At 42.8% G+C, this 14,991-nt stretch carries 15 protein-coding genes; 2 read left to right on the top strand and 13 right to left on the bottom strand.

Annotated features, from left to right (window positions below; all coding sequences use genetic code 11):
• On the top strand, positions 1 to 966 hold the full coding sequence (locus AAEY93_RS07410; protein ID WP_124013550.1) for a TDT family transporter: 966 nt from the start codon (positions 1 to 3) through the stop codon (positions 964 to 966).
• Positions 967 to 1,042: 76 nt separating this feature from the next.
• On the top strand, positions 1,043 to 1,516 hold the full coding sequence (gene ybaK, locus AAEY93_RS07405) for a Cys-tRNA(Pro) deacylase (RefSeq protein ID WP_124013551.1): 474 nt from the start codon (positions 1,043 to 1,045) through the stop codon (positions 1,514 to 1,516).
• A gap of 239 nt (positions 1,517 to 1,755) precedes the next feature.
• On the opposite strand, the gene AAEY93_RS07400 is transcribed toward ybaK, so the two are convergent.
• The 13 genes from AAEY93_RS07400 to AAEY93_RS07340 form a co-directional block, all read right to left on the bottom strand.
• A complete protein-coding gene (locus AAEY93_RS07400; protein ID WP_351075815.1) occupies positions 1,756 to 1,926 on the bottom strand; it encodes a hypothetical protein in 171 nt (56 codons plus the stop codon).
• A 447-nt stretch (positions 1,927 to 2,373) separates the two neighbouring features.
• Positions 2,374 to 3,312, bottom strand: a complete 939-nt coding sequence (locus tag AAEY93_RS07395) for a universal stress protein (protein WP_351075812.1) — start codon at positions 3,310 to 3,312, stop codon at positions 2,374 to 2,376.
• A 777-nt stretch (positions 3,313 to 4,089) separates the two neighbouring features.
• Positions 4,090 to 5,025: a universal stress protein gene (locus AAEY93_RS07390; RefSeq protein WP_124013553.1), complete on the bottom strand. Its 936-nt coding sequence runs from the start codon at positions 5,023 to 5,025 to the stop codon at positions 4,090 to 4,092.
• 35 nt (positions 5,026 to 5,060) lie between these two features.
• Positions 5,061 to 8,216: a complex I subunit 5 family protein gene (locus AAEY93_RS07385; RefSeq protein ID WP_124013554.1), complete on the bottom strand. Its 3,156-nt coding sequence runs from the start codon at positions 8,214 to 8,216 to the stop codon at positions 5,061 to 5,063.
• The gene (locus tag AAEY93_RS07380) at positions 8,213 to 9,616 is read right to left on the bottom strand and encodes a complex I subunit 5 family protein (protein ID WP_233768569.1); all 1,404 of its coding nucleotides are present in this window, start codon (positions 9,614 to 9,616) and stop codon (positions 8,213 to 8,215) included. The genes AAEY93_RS07385 and AAEY93_RS07380 overlap by 4 nt, the downstream gene beginning before the upstream one ends.
• Before the next feature lie 107 nt (positions 9,617 to 9,723).
• Entirely contained in the window at positions 9,724 to 10,023 is a 300-nt protein-coding gene (locus AAEY93_RS07375; protein WP_124013556.1) for an NADH-quinone oxidoreductase subunit K, read from the bottom strand.
• A complete protein-coding gene (locus AAEY93_RS07370) occupies positions 10,020 to 10,766 on the bottom strand; it encodes an MnhB domain-containing protein (RefSeq protein ID WP_124013557.1) in 747 nt (248 codons plus the stop codon). Before AAEY93_RS07370 ends, AAEY93_RS07375 begins: the two co-directional genes overlap by 4 nt.
• The gene (locus tag AAEY93_RS07365; protein WP_124013558.1) at positions 10,759 to 11,070 is read right to left on the bottom strand and encodes a hydrogenase subunit MbhD domain-containing protein; all 312 of its coding nucleotides are present in this window, start codon (positions 11,068 to 11,070) and stop codon (positions 10,759 to 10,761) included. Before AAEY93_RS07365 ends, AAEY93_RS07370 begins: the two co-directional genes overlap by 8 nt.
• On the bottom strand, positions 11,067 to 11,378 hold the full coding sequence (locus tag AAEY93_RS07360; RefSeq protein WP_124013559.1) for a cation:proton antiporter: 312 nt from the start codon (positions 11,376 to 11,378) through the stop codon (positions 11,067 to 11,069). The genes AAEY93_RS07365 and AAEY93_RS07360 overlap by 4 nt, the downstream gene beginning before the upstream one ends.
• A complete protein-coding gene (locus AAEY93_RS07355) occupies positions 11,375 to 11,635 on the bottom strand; it encodes a monovalent cation/H+ antiporter complex subunit F (protein ID WP_124013560.1) in 261 nt (86 codons plus the stop codon). The genes AAEY93_RS07360 and AAEY93_RS07355 overlap by 4 nt, the downstream gene beginning before the upstream one ends.
• Complete coding sequence (locus AAEY93_RS07350; protein ID WP_124013561.1) at positions 11,632 to 12,204, bottom strand: Na+/H+ antiporter subunit E; 573 nt, start codon at positions 12,202 to 12,204, stop codon at positions 11,632 to 11,634. The genes AAEY93_RS07355 and AAEY93_RS07350 overlap by 4 nt, the downstream gene beginning before the upstream one ends.
• Positions 12,205 to 12,362: 158 nt before the next feature.
• A complete protein-coding gene (gene nhaR / locus AAEY93_RS07345) occupies positions 12,363 to 13,268 on the bottom strand; it encodes a transcriptional activator NhaR (protein ID WP_124013562.1) in 906 nt (301 codons plus the stop codon).
• A 1,004-nt stretch (positions 13,269 to 14,272) separates the two neighbouring features.
• Complete coding sequence (locus tag AAEY93_RS07340; RefSeq protein WP_164839398.1) at positions 14,273 to 14,947, bottom strand: DUF2057 domain-containing protein; 675 nt, start codon at positions 14,945 to 14,947, stop codon at positions 14,273 to 14,275.
• Positions 14,948 to 14,991 lie beyond the last annotated feature (44 nt).

Below are 14,991 nucleotides of genomic sequence, written 5' to 3'. Positions count from 1 at the left end.
ATGATTCGAGCGGTAAAAAATACCCTAATGGCAGCGCCAACACCGATGGCAGGACTGGCGCTGGGGATTGCAAGTTTAGGTTGGTGCTGGGAAACGCTAGTTGATTTGCATCACTACAGTCAATGGACGGGTGCCGTTATTGCCAGTGTATTATTACTGATCCTCAGTGGTAAGTTTTTATTTCATTCAGACCTCTTGCGCCAAGACCTCGCTCATCCAGTCGTGGGAAGTGTGGTACCGACTTTTGCGATGGCGCTAATGGTGGTGTCAAACTCGCTGGGTTACTTATCAGCGCTTGCAGGTGATTTGTTATGGTCTTTTGCGGTGTTACTTCACATTAGTTTTTTGGTAGGCTTTATCTATCACCGCAGTAAGCAGTTTTCACTGAGTCACATGGTGCCCAGTTGGTTTATTCCGCCTATTGGTATTGTGGTGGCCGATGTGTCTTTTTCAGGTAACGTTCATTTATTATGGGTTGCCCAAGTGGCGCTTGTTTTTGGCATGTTATGTTATGCAGTAATGTTACCCATGATGATTTATCGTCTTATTTTTAAGGAACAAATTCCCGATTCAGCTAAACCCACATTAGCTATTCTAGCCGCGCCAGCGAGTTTATCTTTGGCGGGTTATTTAACGATTACGCAACAACCTTCACCGGTAATAGTCGCACTATTATTTGGCATTGGGGTGCTGATGACCGCCGTTATTTATCTGTCGTTTTTTAAGTTATTACGCTTGCCTTTTAGTCCTGGCTTTGCGGCATTTACGTTTCCGATGGTAATAGGGTCTACTGCGTTATTTAAAATGGCTGTTTGGATGGAGAGTATTGGCGTCGCAACCGAGTATGTACAACAAATTCATGGCCTAGCCGAATTTGAACTGCTTGTTGCCACCGTGGTTGTCAGTTATGTTTGTCTGCGGTACTTACATTTTTACCAACCGAGTAAAGTGTCGCTGTCCTCTTAATTTGCACTCAAGGTATTAATGTATAATCAGCGTATTCATTAACCACTAAATACGCCACTAATATGAGCCAACAAACATGACCCCAGCAATTGAGATGGCGAAAAAGCACAAGATAGACTTTGAGGTGCATGAATATCATCATGATACCAACAGCGAGTCTTATGGATTAGAAGCGGCGCAAAAATTAGCGGTGCCAGTCGAACAAGTGTTTAAGACTTTAGTGGTGAGCTTGGATAATCAATCGCTGGTGGTTGGCATCGTACCTGTGTCGTCGATGCTCAGCATGAAGTTAATCGCTAAAGCGGCAGGCGCTAAAAAAGCCCACATGGCAGAGGCGTTAGCAGTGGAACGATCAAGTGGTTATGTACTGGGTGGTGTCAGTCCATTAGGGCAGAAAAAACGCTTGGTGACTGTGATTGATACTTCTGCTCAGCAGTATCAACGTATCTACGTTAGTGCCGGGAAAAGAGGCTTAGAAATATCGCTAAGCCCCGCAGATTTACAACGATTATTGAACGCAAAGTTTGCTGACATCTGCGCCCAAGGTTAAGTTTTTATTGTGGTTAAATAGCTGCAGATGGCGGTATTAACTTAATGAGCGAGGTTCTCACTATCCAGATTTAAATTTCTTAGGTTGACGTTATCTAAACCCAAGCTATTTGGTTTAAGCTATCCAGACTCAAACTTTCTGGTTCAAGCTATCTAGACTCAAACTATCTGGACTCAAACTAACTCGATGCTAGACTCAAATTATCCAAATTTAAGTTTCTACACTCAAACGTCCTAAAGTTAAACTATCTTGACCCCATTTTTTATCTGTTGCTGCATGAATTTGGCATTCTCTAAACGTTGTTTTAGTGCAAACCCGTCATTCCATAATGCCTCTGAACGAACCACTCCGGTTGCTTTGCTGTCGTGTCTATAGCCAAAATTTGCTAGTGCATAATATGCCCAGTACATTGAGGGTGGCTCTTTAAGGAAAGTCTTTTTCGCTGTCTTTGACCCTATCGATTTCCGCTAAGAGGATTGAAATATGAGTCATCACTTACTGATTTCAATTTCTCAATCGCTATCCGCCCTTTCTTGGGTTTTGCAACGCAAAAAATCAGCGGTAAAAGTCCGCTTATCATCTTGGTTATAACAGCATAATCTCTCGGCAAATAGTGTTGAAGAATGTGATGGTAGATCATTAATGAAGTCTTTTGGACAAGCAGGCCTCAGTATTGTTAGCTTTCCTAGACTTATTGAAGAATACCTTACTGATAAATATGCTGTTAATATTATTGGCCGCGTTGAAGAAATTAAGCGGCAATATTATATTTTCTCTTCTGATCGGCGGTAAAAGCATCCCCCATGGTTAAATTTGTAACCGTAACAAATAAACCGTTTTTACCATAAAAGGAAACATTACTTAACGGGTGTCATAAATCCCTGCGGTTTTAATGTTAATACTGAACATGAGACTTCACTTAGGATAGATTCAGCCGTATTGCCAATAAACAGCCCCGCAATACCCGTTCGACATACCGTGCCCATAATAACAAGATCAATATCGTGATCTTCTATGTATTTAGGTATCTCTTCTTGGGCAATACCTTCAATAAGTTTTGCAATGGGCAAATTGTTAGCAGCAAAGTTACTTTCAATAATGTTATCAAAACGTTTTTGTCTATCCTGTTGCTCCTTCATGATCATTTCGAGTCGATCAACTTTAGAGTTATGGCCCCAACCTTTTAAATAGTCTTTACTAGGTAATTGCCAAGCATGAATAACATGTAATTCTGCATTTTCTGACACCGCTAAGTCGGCGGCCCATGTTAAAATTTTATGGTTAAGCGCTAGGCCTTCTTCGCTTGGGGCATATACATCAATAGCCGCAACTATGCGCTTAAAGGGTTTATCTTCTTTTGTACCAATCGTTAATACAGGACAAGGGCATTTTCTCATGAGATGAATAGTGGTACTACCAAAAAACCTTTTACGGGGATGCTCACTGGTCTTTGCTGCTAAAATAACCAGATCATAATTTTCTTGCTGTACTTTTTTAGTCACTTCAATAAAGGGTACACCGATTGCGTTTTGTGCATCAACAGTAAGATAGTTATGATGAAATTGCTCGACATTGTTTTTTAAAATGGCATGTTGCTCTTTGAGTAGATTGTCCATGATCTCCTGTGGTGGCAAGAGGGTTATTAGCGCAAGCTGATCTTTAGGGATTTCTTCCGCAACGCTAAAGAAAGTGACGTGTGATTGATGATTTTTTGCTATTTTAATTGATTGCGCAATAACCGAAGGTTGGATTGAGCTTGCAGGGGAAACGACCAATAACTTATGTAGAGTAACCATTGTTTTCTCCTATGATGATTAAATTCATACTTATATTATGCTTTGGTTGTAATCATCATCTCCTGTGATGATGTAGTCGCATTAGGCAGCACTGCCTTTTTTGGCTTTGCCCACTTCGTGATGACATTTATCAAATGCTGAAAAGATAATGACTTGCTGCTTTTACCCGAAAAGTAAGCTTAATTTAGCATGAGGTGCTTATCATTTATATTCGAATATTTGTTGTACTTTGCTCGTATTTTTCGACTGATTAATTGTAAAATTTGTCAACGTTAGTTGATGCTTATAATCACGCTATGGTCTAAATAAATACCGTGTTCGGTATTAACGTACGCCACTAAACGTTAATGTAATCATTCCGCTTATACCTCTGAAAGTATTGTTATTAGTGGATATTGCAATAGTGAAAAACTGGCGTTTAAGCGATTATTGAGCCAGTCGAAAACGTCGCTGTTATTGAGGTTTAGATCGCGGAGCCGTAGGTCGTTTTTTCATCTAGATAGGCTTCATCGTCGTCTGGTTTTAATCAGTTGTCGAGCGACGTTAGTCGACCCGCTAAAATGTTATTAACCAATGTGGTGGTGATACTGGCGATCATTATTCGATAAGGTAACAATGGCACTTGGCTTTTTTTTCGTGTTACTCCAGTGAGCCAAATTTATTTTTAAGAAAGAGATAGGCAAATCGAAGATAGGTAAATATGAAAAGTATCAAGATTACTATGTTCATAAGCACCTTTATATCTTCGACTTTTCCCAATACAGTGATACGTCCTTGTTAATAAATCGGCGACACCCAATTTTCTGGCTTTAAGGTGATCACAGACGAATTAATTGCCTGAAGTACCGATTCAGATGTATTGCCGATTAAAAAGCCAGGAATGCCAGAGCGGCCAATAGTGCCCATTACGACAACATCGATTTCATGACTATTTACAAACTCTGGGATGATGGATTTTGGTTTGCCTTTTATTAATTGTTGATCAAACTTGAACTCCGCATATTCGTTAACCAATATATTGAGGCTCTCTTGATATTCGCGCTCTTCATTGTTTAATAATGTTTCAATTTTTGCCTGTGGGACTCTAGTGAATGCGCCGCGTCTGAGAGCCTCTTCTCCGTATAATGACCAGCACGATAAGATTGTTAGCTCGGCATTTTTATATCGACTCAACGAAGTGGCTATGTCGATTATCATTCGATTTTGCGCGCGGCCTTCTGCATGTTGCTCCATTGAAAGGTCCACTGCCGCTAATACTTTTTTAAGTTTATCGTTTTTTTCTTCCTTAATAAGCCAAACGGGTTTAGGGCATTTGCGCATGATATGAAAGTCATTGCTATCAAAACTCTTTTCGCTTTTATTCGCCGCTTTGATCAGTAAATCACCTTGGTTCAAAATGACGAATTTAACGATTTCGATAAAGTTTTTACCACTAGTAACCCGTGCTGAAATGTCTAAACCATTGCGGTGTAATTTTTCTGCTAGCTCATTAAGTTGGTCAAGCCGCTGCGCTATAATCAGTTCGGTAAGTTCCGATGGACTGACAATATCGGCATAACTACTTAGGATAGATTCATGCGGTTCGACTACGTCAAATAAGGTTATTCTTGCACCGATTTTTCTTGCCAATTCAACGCCTCGTAATACTGCGATATCCATTTCAAGATTGGTTGGCGCATTGACTTTTACGATTATATGCTTAAAACGTTTCATAGGTTTATCTCCAGCTGTTGATTTGACGCATCGGGTTAGGTTAGAAATGAATAAAGTAGCGCGGCTAAAATGACGACCATGACCATGCCAGGAGTCTCGATCGATAATTGCTTACTTAAACGGGTTGGCATGGATAGCGCCCATACTTTTGAGTGGTCACCAAGAATACTTAAATAGCGCGCAATTATGTTACTCAAAGCGACTGTTATTCTTATGCTTTTATCGAGTAACCGTGCAACTTCTCGATAGATGACTAATAAATCACCCGCGGGTGGAGTGGGTATCTTGGCGCGCAGTTTTGCAGTGGCTAACATAACCAACACCCCAGCAAAAACAGGCCAAAGCGCAGACCAACTTAGTGTTGATACAATCGCGTGGTAACTGTTAAATTCAAAAAATGATCTTGTATAAAAGTAGCCTACACACATAAAGGCTGAAAGCGCAGTTGGCAAGATAAGCCCCCAACATGGTGTCGCGCGGGGTGTACTTAAGGTGGCCTGTTTTCTCATTAGTTCGATAAATCGCACCATTAGCAATGAAGTACCAATGGCTGAAATGATCAGAAGCGTCGAGAACAATGGCCAGCTTGACGTTGCATCTTTAAGCGATACCTTTGCCAATGCTCCACTGCTAAAGGGTACGCCGATTAATGATAGGGCGGGAATGAATATCAGCAGCCATAAGTAGGGGGCAAGTTTACTGGTTGGTTTTAGCGCTGAACTCAGTCCAACGCTAAAAAACAAGGTCGCCTTGGCAAACCCATGATGCATAGCGAACAGCACTACGGCGGGCAACAATAGCTCCCAGCTGTCAGGGAATGCTAAGGCAAAGCCAATACTGGCAACAATAATGCCGAGCTGACTAATGGTTGAATACGCTAATACGGTTTTGGGGTTGTCTTGGAGTGCACCATAAATAGCCGCCAAGAATGCCGCAGCAAAACCAAGTGCCATCATAGGTTGTGCCAGCACATTTATAGCTTCATCACCCAACGGGAGAAAACGTATCCAACCTAACAAACCTACTTTCACCATAACTGCACTGAGCAATGCACTGGCTGGGATGGGGGCAACGGGGTGAGCTTTGGGTAGCCATACATGCAAGGTTGCAAGGCCAGCTTTAACGCCAAAACCGATAATCAACAATGCGGATACCCACACGATAGGTAGCGGGTCGCCCCCGAATTGATCGTAATAAGTCCTGCCAACTAATGCGAGAAATAAGACTATTTCTCCAAATATTACCCATCTTATATAGGTAGTCGCCGCCGATTTTGCCTCGTCACTTTCTGAATGGAGGATCAGTGGGTAGGCAGAGAAACTCATCAGAGCGAAAAAGGTAATAAATGATGATATTTCCTGAGATAACACCACGCCGAAGTTGCCCACCATCGTCAGTAGAAAGAACAGGTAAAATCGGTTTCGTTTCTTATCCATAGCCATATAAGCTTGGGCATAGAGAGCTGCAATAAACCAAATCGCAGCGGTCAATAGTAGAAAAGAGTGTTCAACTATATCTTCATTAACGATAAATAGCGCCGCGGCCAATGCAGGCAGTGGTGCAAGAGGCGTCAATAGGATCACCCTATCTCGTAATTTCTTAAACGCCATGGCTGTTAGCAAGAGACTGGGTAAAATCAAAATCCAAAGATGGCCGGTGCTGTACTTAGGCACTATGCCAGAAATGTCTGGGAGGATTGATTGGTATTCCCGCGCCGCGATTAACGACGACCACGCGAGTGGACTGAAAGACGAAGACGCAAATAGCCCCACAGCGAATGCACAAAAAGCGGTAACCAAAGGGGGTAAAAGCAGCATCCAATGGGCTTCTAACCTTAATGTTGGTGAATTTTTGGGCCACGGCTGATCTTGCTCTTTGAACCAAACAGCGTGAATTATTGGCAAGAAATAAGCGGCGTTCAACAGACTGCTTATGGCCAGAACACCGAGAACCCAATAGGCCTCTGCCTCCAGTGCGCCGACACCTAAATACCATTTTGAAACAAAGCCTGCGATCGGAGGTACGCCGATCATACCAAACGAAGCGATGGTAAACGCCGCCATGGTAAGCGGCATGCGCTTGCCTGCGCCGTTCATTTGGCTAATCTTGTGAACGCCAATCGTTTCGGCGAGATTACCCGCACAGAAAAACAGCGTGATTTTCATTAACCCTTGATGAACCAGATGAATAAGGCCACCAATAGTCGCAATTGGCCCCGCAATCGCCGTTCCGAGTGCGATATACGACACCTGACTTACCGTTGAGTAGGCTAGTCGTCTTTTTAGATCATCTTGACTCAAGGCACGAATAGAGCCGTAGATAATGGTAAACCCGGCGATAGCTGCCAGTAAAATGGTCAGCCCCAAGTCTCTGGTAAATTCAACACCGTAAATATCGTAAACGACTCGCACAATACCAAATGCGCCGGCTTTGACGACCGCAACGGCATGCAACAAGGCACTGACCGGTGCAGGGGCGGCCATCGAGATAGGCAACCAGCCATGCAATGGAAACAGCGCCGCTTTAACGCCTAAACCCGTAATAAGTAGTACAAAAATTATCTGTAAATGTGTCCTATCTAGGCCTGGTACTCCCTCCAGCACCCCGGCTGACGTGAAGTCGAGAGGGCCTGCTATCACTTTTAGCCATACTACGCCGGTTAAAAGCAATGCGCCGCCAATCATGGTATAAACAAGATAGATCCGTGCGGCTTTGATTGATGCCGGGTTCCCTTTATGAGCAATCAACGGATAGGTAACGAGTGTGAGTAGTTCGTAAAAGATCAAAAACGTCACTAAATTGCCAGCAAGCGCTAATCCAATTGTCGCGCCTACACATAAGCTAAAGAAGGCAAAAAAGCGGCTTCGATTAAGTGTGTTTTTAAAATAGCCGATGGCGTAGATAGTGGTAAATAACCATAAGAATCCAGACAAACTGACAAAGAGAAGTGACAGAGAGTCGCCATGGAGTACAAAATCAATATTGGGTAATAGTGGCAGACGCGTTTCAAAATCTAAGCCATTGGATACACCCGACAACAGCATGGCTATCAGACTGAGTGTGATCAGTGCGCCGCCAATATTTAGGCTTCTACGCAAAGTAGTTTTGTGCTCCGGCGTCGCCATTACAGCAACGCCCACCAAAATTGGACAAATTACAATCAATGCGGGTAATAGTGCGCTTAGGTTCATATGCCAATGACCTCGCTTGTTGTATTGCTGATATTAAGAATAAACTCTGAGTTGAAACCTAACGCTAAGGTAATCAATGCAAGTATCAGTGCGACCGTGGTCATGACGCCGGAGACTTTTTCTTTCGGTTGCTGGTAGGCGGGTTCTGCATCAACTGTGTTGCCAGAAAACGCCACACTTAATATTTTGAACAAATACATAGCCCCTAAGAGACCACCTGCAATCACTACGATCACCCACCACCACTGACCACTCTCGATAGATGTTGTCAGTAGTAACCATTTGGCGATAAAGCCCGCACTTGGTGGTAAGCCAATTAGACTGATCCCCGCGATCGCAAACACTAAAACATTAAGCGGTTCGCGCATCGCGATACCCTTGAGTTGAGCAATCTCGCCGTTACCTTGTGATAGGATCAAATTACCTGCCGATAAAAACATCGCCGCCTTTGCGCACGCATGTGCCACGATGAAATAAATGGCTGCCTGTGATGCTGAACCCGAAAACGAGTTAACACCAATGGAATACTCACTTAACGGAAACAATAAAAAAATGTAGCCAAGTTGGGCGACGGTAGAATAGGCAATGAGAACCTTTAACTGCGTGGCACGAAATGCGCTCCATGACCCATAAATAATTGCCGCACCACCCAAGGCCCCCAACACCTGGGAAGCACCAAAAGTCGTCGTTTCACCTAATACGTCAAACCAAAATTTTATCAATATATAAAGTGAAGCTTTAACTACTAGCGCAGAAAGTATTGCGCTCACTGGTGTTGGGGCGTTTGCGTGTGCTTGGGGTAACCAAAAGTGCAGCGGAAATAAGGCTATCTTGAGCAGCAGTCCAATAGTGATAAGTATCATCGCGACTTTATCAGGCAGTCCATTATCCGTACTGGCTGCGATTTGCATGAGATCTAGCGTTCCATGACTACGATAGAGTATTACAATGGCCAACAGATAGAACAGTGAACCTAATAGGCCGACTAACAAATATCGTAACGCGGCTATTAAAGCCGCTCTAGTGCCTTGCAGAGCGACCAACGCAGCGGCAGAAAGTCCAATAATTTCTAGGCAGACATAAATATTAAAAGCATCTCCTGACACAAATAGCGCATTGAGCCCTGAGATTAATAGCCACCATAGAGGCCAAAAACGCACGCCTTTTTCAGCTGAAGGATAATTTTCTGAAAAATATGATGCGCTATAGATCGTTATTAAGAGCGTAAGCAATCCAGTAAGCGCGATCATCAGGATTGAAAAGCCATCGACGACTAGGTCAATGCCAAGAGGTGCTCCCCACCCACCAATCACATAGCGGTCGCTCTGATAAGTCTGCTCATTTAAAAACAGAATGGTCATTAAAATAACCACCAAAAACTGCAAAATGGCAAAATACACATTGATACGGCCTTGCTGCCTATTTCGACTTATCAGAAACGCCATTATCGATGCCACTAGCGGCAAAAATACGATGGCCGGTAAAAACAGCGATGAGGTTAGGCTATTCATAACTTGGGTTTCTCTTGGCTAGGCTCATCCATATTATGAATTCTAACCATCAGGTTAAGCGCCAGTGCGGTTCCTGCTACGGCGATGACAATGCCTGTCAATACCATGGCGTGAGGCACTGGGTCGAACACATTTTGACTGTGCTTGGCCAATGCAATTAAGAACATAAAGATACCCACGCCCATTACATTTAACGCCAGTATTTTTCGCATCACATGGCTAGCAACGACAACGCCAAAAAGACCAATAGCAAATAAACCTAAACCAGCAAGGCTGTAAAGTAATGTGGAAGTCATTTTGCAGGCCTATGTGTAATGTTACTGACAGTGGAATATGCAGTATCAATAAGGCTGCTATAGAGCGACGCTAGCGCAAGCGCTATCGACACGGTAGCGCATGCCTCTATAAGGAGTATAAGCATGCCTGAAAATGCTAATGGATAAGCAAGCAATCCGCCTTCAAACCAAATTAGCCCTGTGCCTATGATGACAAAGACGGCCAAACCAATGGTCAACAAAATGCGTGCCATGATAGACGTGTAGTTGACGTGATAAGTGTTACTTTGGAAAAGCAGCACGCTAGCGCCTGTTAACAAAGCGCCAGCCTGAAATGCGCCACCAGGCTGAGAAGCACCAGCCCAAAGTAGATAACCAGCAAAGAGCACCATTGCAGGCGCAATCCAGCGCTGCAGTGCCGATAGAACAAGGTTGTTTTTTGTTTCCACGGTGCGTTTAAAGAACGATGCATGACGATCGTTAATAGGCAGAACAGCAATGACTACAACCAGCAGCACTGCGATTTCAAGCAAGGTGTCGTAAGCGCGAAAATTGAGTAACACTGCGGTAACTGGATTCGTCACACCACTGAGGTCGATACTCTGCGTCACTAAGGGTTCTAACCCCGCGTAATGGGCGTCATAGTTAAGTACTATTAGAATCAGTACAAATAAAAGCCCCGCGACCAATAGTGAGGCAATCAAGTTTGATGCATTTTGATCGACTGCGGCTCCTGCATATTCAATATCTATTTTATTAAACATGTTCTTTAGTATCCGATGGGTTGATCTTCGCCGAGGCAGGATTTCGATCGACTTCCTTTGAATGGCGAGGCCGAATACGGTTCCATGCCGCCAGCAGCAGAGCGCCGGTAATTCCTGCACCAATAGCGGCTTCGGCAATAGCCACGTCGAATGCCCCGAGCTGTCCCCAAGCAATGGTGGCTAAAAGCCCCAAACAAACAAAAAATACGATACAGCGAAACAGAGATATCGAAAAGATACTCATCCAGCCAAGCGTGAGGATGCTTAGTATTAACAGTGCATCGAAAATTGTCATAAGGCTCATGATTTATCCTCAACTGAATGCGGCGGCGATTGCTCCTCAATCACTTGAGATGCGATCAAATAGCTACAGGCTGCGCTTGAAAAAATGACTAATCCCCAAATGAGTACTAATTTCAATGCATCAGTAGGCGAAGATAACTGTGGTAATAGCCCAATTGCGATTAACCCAAGACCCAGATTGTCGGCTTTTGTTATGGCATGTAGGCGACTTAAGACGTCCGGGAACCGGATTAAGCCGACCGTGCCAGCAAAGAAGAAGAAAAGACCTACTAGGCAAAATAGCAAACTGAAGCTGTCAGCTATATTCATTGAGGTGTCCCTCGAAGTTGTGTAAAGGTCACAATCGTTATTGACGTTAGCAACGCAAGTACCAAGGCGACATCGAGCAGGTAAGGCTGACGTTGGATAACCGACATTAGCGCGAGTACAGCCACACCGATAGTTCCCACCAACTGTGTTGTCAAAAGGCAATCGGCGTAACTTGGCGCGCGCAATAGACGCAGCAGACTCAATAGCAGTAACATAGCCAACGCGAGGGCGACTATTAATAAAAAAGTCGTCATCATTTTTTCTCCTCAATGAATGGTTGAACGGGAGTCCCTAAAAGCTTGCTTATGCGCATTTGGCAATCGTCGATTTCGGCATGATCAAATTCGTTCATATTCATCACATGAATGGTGATCACTCGACCATTCTGCTTGGCGCTTACCGTACCAGGCAACAAACTTAAGACTTGCATAAAGGTCAAAACTTGGGACTCGTTTGCCAAATTGGTGTAATACGTTATAAAACCAGGTGCAAGGTTAGGCTTAGCGGTAAGTGCCAGCTTTGCGATAGTCCACCCGCCAAGTAAGGACTGTACAATGAAGTATTGTAGAAAGGATAATAGATTGAGAGGGCTTCTTAGCCACTGATTTTTTTGCTGTTTTTGTTGTGCCAAATAGAGGCTGAGCAGGCTCGCAATGGTAATAAAAACAATGCCTACCCCCAGCGAACTTTGTTGCCAACGCACCAGTAATGCCCAAAAAATGCTGAAAAAGACGACTCGGATCAAGAACGCCCAGCTGATCACCGAGCGAAAACTAAAGGTGCACTGTGCACGCGGCGCTTCATTTCCCTCATTAAGACGTTTCATTGTTTCTTAATACCCTAGGTCAATTTCAGGTGTATTTATAAGCCTAGATTGTTAACCACAGGGGGATTAATTAACAGTCGAATAAAACGACATTTTAAGTAGAATTTATCGATAAAATAGGAGCATTAAAGCTCGGAGATGCTTTACACATGTGCAGCTCAATCAGAGAATATAGAGGTCCTTGCCGTCTTACAAATGGCCAAAACCGCAGGGTGACTGATTTTACGTTCAGCCGAAATCGCATAAAACCTATGTTTCACCTCATTAGTTTGCCCTATAACTTGAACACCAAAGTTCTGACATACTTCATCTGCTATCGCTGTAGGCATAAAAAAGACCCCTAGACCTCGTTGTCCAAATGACTTTATTAAGGCACTGTCATCAAATTGGCCCACGACATCAGGAAATATTTTTTGGCTATGAATCCACTGATCAAATAACTGCCGTATTCCAAATTGTTCTGTAGGCAATAAAATTGGAGCATGATGAAGCGATTTTGGAAAGCTCGGTGCTAATCGTTTTTTGAGTTCAGGAACCCCAAAAAAGGTTAATCCAGACTCACCAAGGTAATGATTAAAAACGCTGGTTCCCTGGGTTGTGTTAGTCGGCGCATCACTGATAACCATGTCCAATTTGTGCATGGATAGATCAGCCAATAGTCCTGAAACCGGGCCCTCTGTACTTATCAGGTTGATGCCATCAGGTATGAGAAATGCGGGCTCAATAATTTTACATACAATCGTTTTAGGTAAAGAGCTTGCCACACCGACCATAAAATCAGTCTGGTTACATGAAGCAGAACTTCGCATTACACTACTGAGTTCATGACCTAATTTGAAAATGTCATCAGCGTATTTCAGCGCTGTTCTACCGGGTTCCGTTAAAACCAAGTTTCGCCCTTGTTTTTCAAACAATGCGCAGCCCATGCGAGCCTCTAATAAAGAGAGTTGTCCGCTAATAGTATGGGGTGTGATATGTAAGCTTTTACTTGCCTTGGCTATGCTTCCTTCATGTGCAACAGCCCAGAAGTAACGCAAATGCTTATAGTTAATTAGCTCGGACAAAGAGTACCTCAAGGCTTTTAATCGTGTAAATTAGAGTATAGCAGTGCGATGACAAGGATATTATCAATTTAACAACTCAATAACAAAATTGTAGTTGTTTTAACAGTAAAATAAAGGGTGTAGCCTATGCCAAATAAGAACTACGCGGCCAAGGTCGGTTGTATGCAGGCAAACCCGTATTTCCCTTACACCTAACTGTTTCGGCACTCGTTCCCTAAAGTAATATTTTAAAATTTATAAGATATAACGACTGAAACCCTGAAACTGGCTGCACTTTGCTTACTCAAGGTAGTCAATGATTTAATACCGTGTTTCGATGCGTTTATCAAAATTGATATGATTTTAATTCATTGAAATGAATCGATAGCAAAAGTTCACCAGCCAAGACGTTGAGCTTAAATGTATTTTGTAGAACATGAATGTTGATAAAATGTATGTTGTAAATTTGAAGAAAAAAACAGTGACCATGTGGCTAACCGTGGACTATTTTTTTCTATAAATAATCGATATAAAAGAGGTCTACAAAGTCGACTGACTATTTATTAGATAATTAAGCGTGTCTAAAGCTGGAGATATGGTATGTAAGCAAGCCTAGGTGATTATCTTAATTGATTTTTTTAATTGATTATCTTAATTGATTGTCTTAATTGATTCTAAATACTCTTGAGGATATATCCACATAAGGGGGCTTCAAAGTATCTTACTGACTTTAGCGCTGGGGTAACCAACGGCAGCGATTCCGACAATGCAGTCATTATTCTCAATTATTACCTTGTGGCTTAATTCGATAAAGCGGATATTCGTTTTTTAATTCTTTAACTACAGGCTGATGCTAATTTTTGACATTAGCACCAATAACATTTCGATATATTTCCTAACCAATCGATTATCATCGATATGTTTGCGGCTATCTAAACTCAAGCTATCTAAACTCAAGCTATCAAATTCAAGCTATCTAAATTCAAGCTATCTAAATTCAACACTCGATTTATAACAATCTATCATTATTGATTTATTTTAGCTTTAAACTCGGCTTGGGTGTGGTTATTCGCTTTTTGATACCAATAATCTAGCATTCTACTGACTTCTGCTTGGGTTATATCTTCAGGCTTTTTAACCAATGGAACTGCGGAATTGCTCATTACTTGGGTGCCCTGTTCGCTTGCTATTGCCATGGCTGCTGTTGCTAATCTTCTGATTATGGCTGTATTAGGTGCGATAGCGGCTATGGCATCAGAGTCATTATACTGAGCATTTTCTTGGGCAAAATCTCGTCCAATTTGCAAGCCAGATTTCATCAGTTTATCTTGGGTAAACGCCATGGTTTTGCCTGTTTGATCAATTAACCCTAAAGCGGGTTGAGCATTAAATTGCTTGGCGTCTGAGGCTGAGTTAATGGCCGGAAGGGTTAACTGATAGGTTTGTTCTTCGGCCTGAAAGCGTAAGATAACGACGTCAGAGATAAAGTTATCTTGACGGCCATTATCGCGGTAATGGGCTTGATAGCGAAAGGCTATTTGTTGCATGCCATCAGGCAGGGTTAAGTCGAGTTTCACGCTAGATTGCTCAGAGGCCTTACCGTTAACTAATACCGTTTCAGTACTGTCGGGCAGTTGTAAACTGGCGGCTATGCTCCATTGGCTGCAAGTAAGGCAAAGTAACATGATAATGTGACGCATAGTGTGTGGTTCCATGACTGTTGATGAACAATGATTGTGGTTAT

It is taken from the genome of Shewanella sp. CAL98-MNA-CIBAN-0140 (assembly GCF_040309905.1).
Lineage (GTDB): Bacteria > Pseudomonadota > Gammaproteobacteria > Enterobacterales > Shewanellaceae > Shewanella > Shewanella psychromarinicola.
Note: the sequence above shows the minus strand (reverse complement) of the source record. Positions and strands in the feature narration are given on the sequence as shown.

Excerpts from the sequence above, each read along its gene's own strand:
- AAEY93_RS07410 (WP_124013550.1), top strand. The coding sequence starts at position 1 with ATGATTCGAGCGGTAAAAAATACCCTAATGGCAGCGCCAACACCGATG.
- ybaK (WP_124013551.1), top strand. The coding sequence starts at position 1,043 with ATGACCCCAGCAATTGAGATGGCGAAAAAGCACAAGATAGACTTTGAG.
- AAEY93_RS07400 (WP_351075815.1), bottom strand. The coding sequence starts at position 1,926 with ATGTACTGGGCATATTATGCACTAGCAAATTTTGGCTATAGACACGAC.
- AAEY93_RS07395 (WP_351075812.1), bottom strand. The coding sequence starts at position 3,312 with ATGGTTACTCTACATAAGTTATTGGTCGTTTCCCCTGCAAGCTCAATC.
- AAEY93_RS07390 (WP_124013553.1), bottom strand. The coding sequence starts at position 5,025 with ATGAAACGTTTTAAGCATATAATCGTAAAAGTCAATGCGCCAACCAAT.
- AAEY93_RS07385 (WP_124013554.1), bottom strand. The coding sequence starts at position 8,216 with ATGAACCTAAGCGCACTATTACCCGCATTGATTGTAATTTGTCCAATT.
- AAEY93_RS07375 (WP_124013556.1), bottom strand. The coding sequence starts at position 10,023 with ATGACTTCCACATTACTTTACAGCCTTGCTGGTTTAGGTTTATTTGCT.
- AAEY93_RS07370 (WP_124013557.1), bottom strand. The coding sequence starts at position 10,766 with ATGTTTAATAAAATAGATATTGAATATGCAGGAGCCGCAGTCGATCAA.
- AAEY93_RS07365 (WP_124013558.1), bottom strand. The coding sequence starts at position 11,070 with ATGAGCCTTATGACAATTTTCGATGCACTGTTAATACTAAGCATCCTC.
- AAEY93_RS07360 (WP_124013559.1), bottom strand. The coding sequence starts at position 11,378 with ATGAATATAGCTGACAGCTTCAGTTTGCTATTTTGCCTAGTAGGTCTT.
- AAEY93_RS07355 (WP_124013560.1), bottom strand. The coding sequence starts at position 11,635 with ATGATGACGACTTTTTTATTAATAGTCGCCCTCGCGTTGGCTATGTTA.
- AAEY93_RS07350 (WP_124013561.1), bottom strand. The coding sequence starts at position 12,204 with ATGAAACGTCTTAATGAGGGAAATGAAGCGCCGCGTGCACAGTGCACC.
- AAEY93_RS07340 (WP_164839398.1), bottom strand. The coding sequence starts at position 14,947 with ATGCGTCACATTATCATGTTACTTTGCCTTACTTGCAGCCAATGGAGC.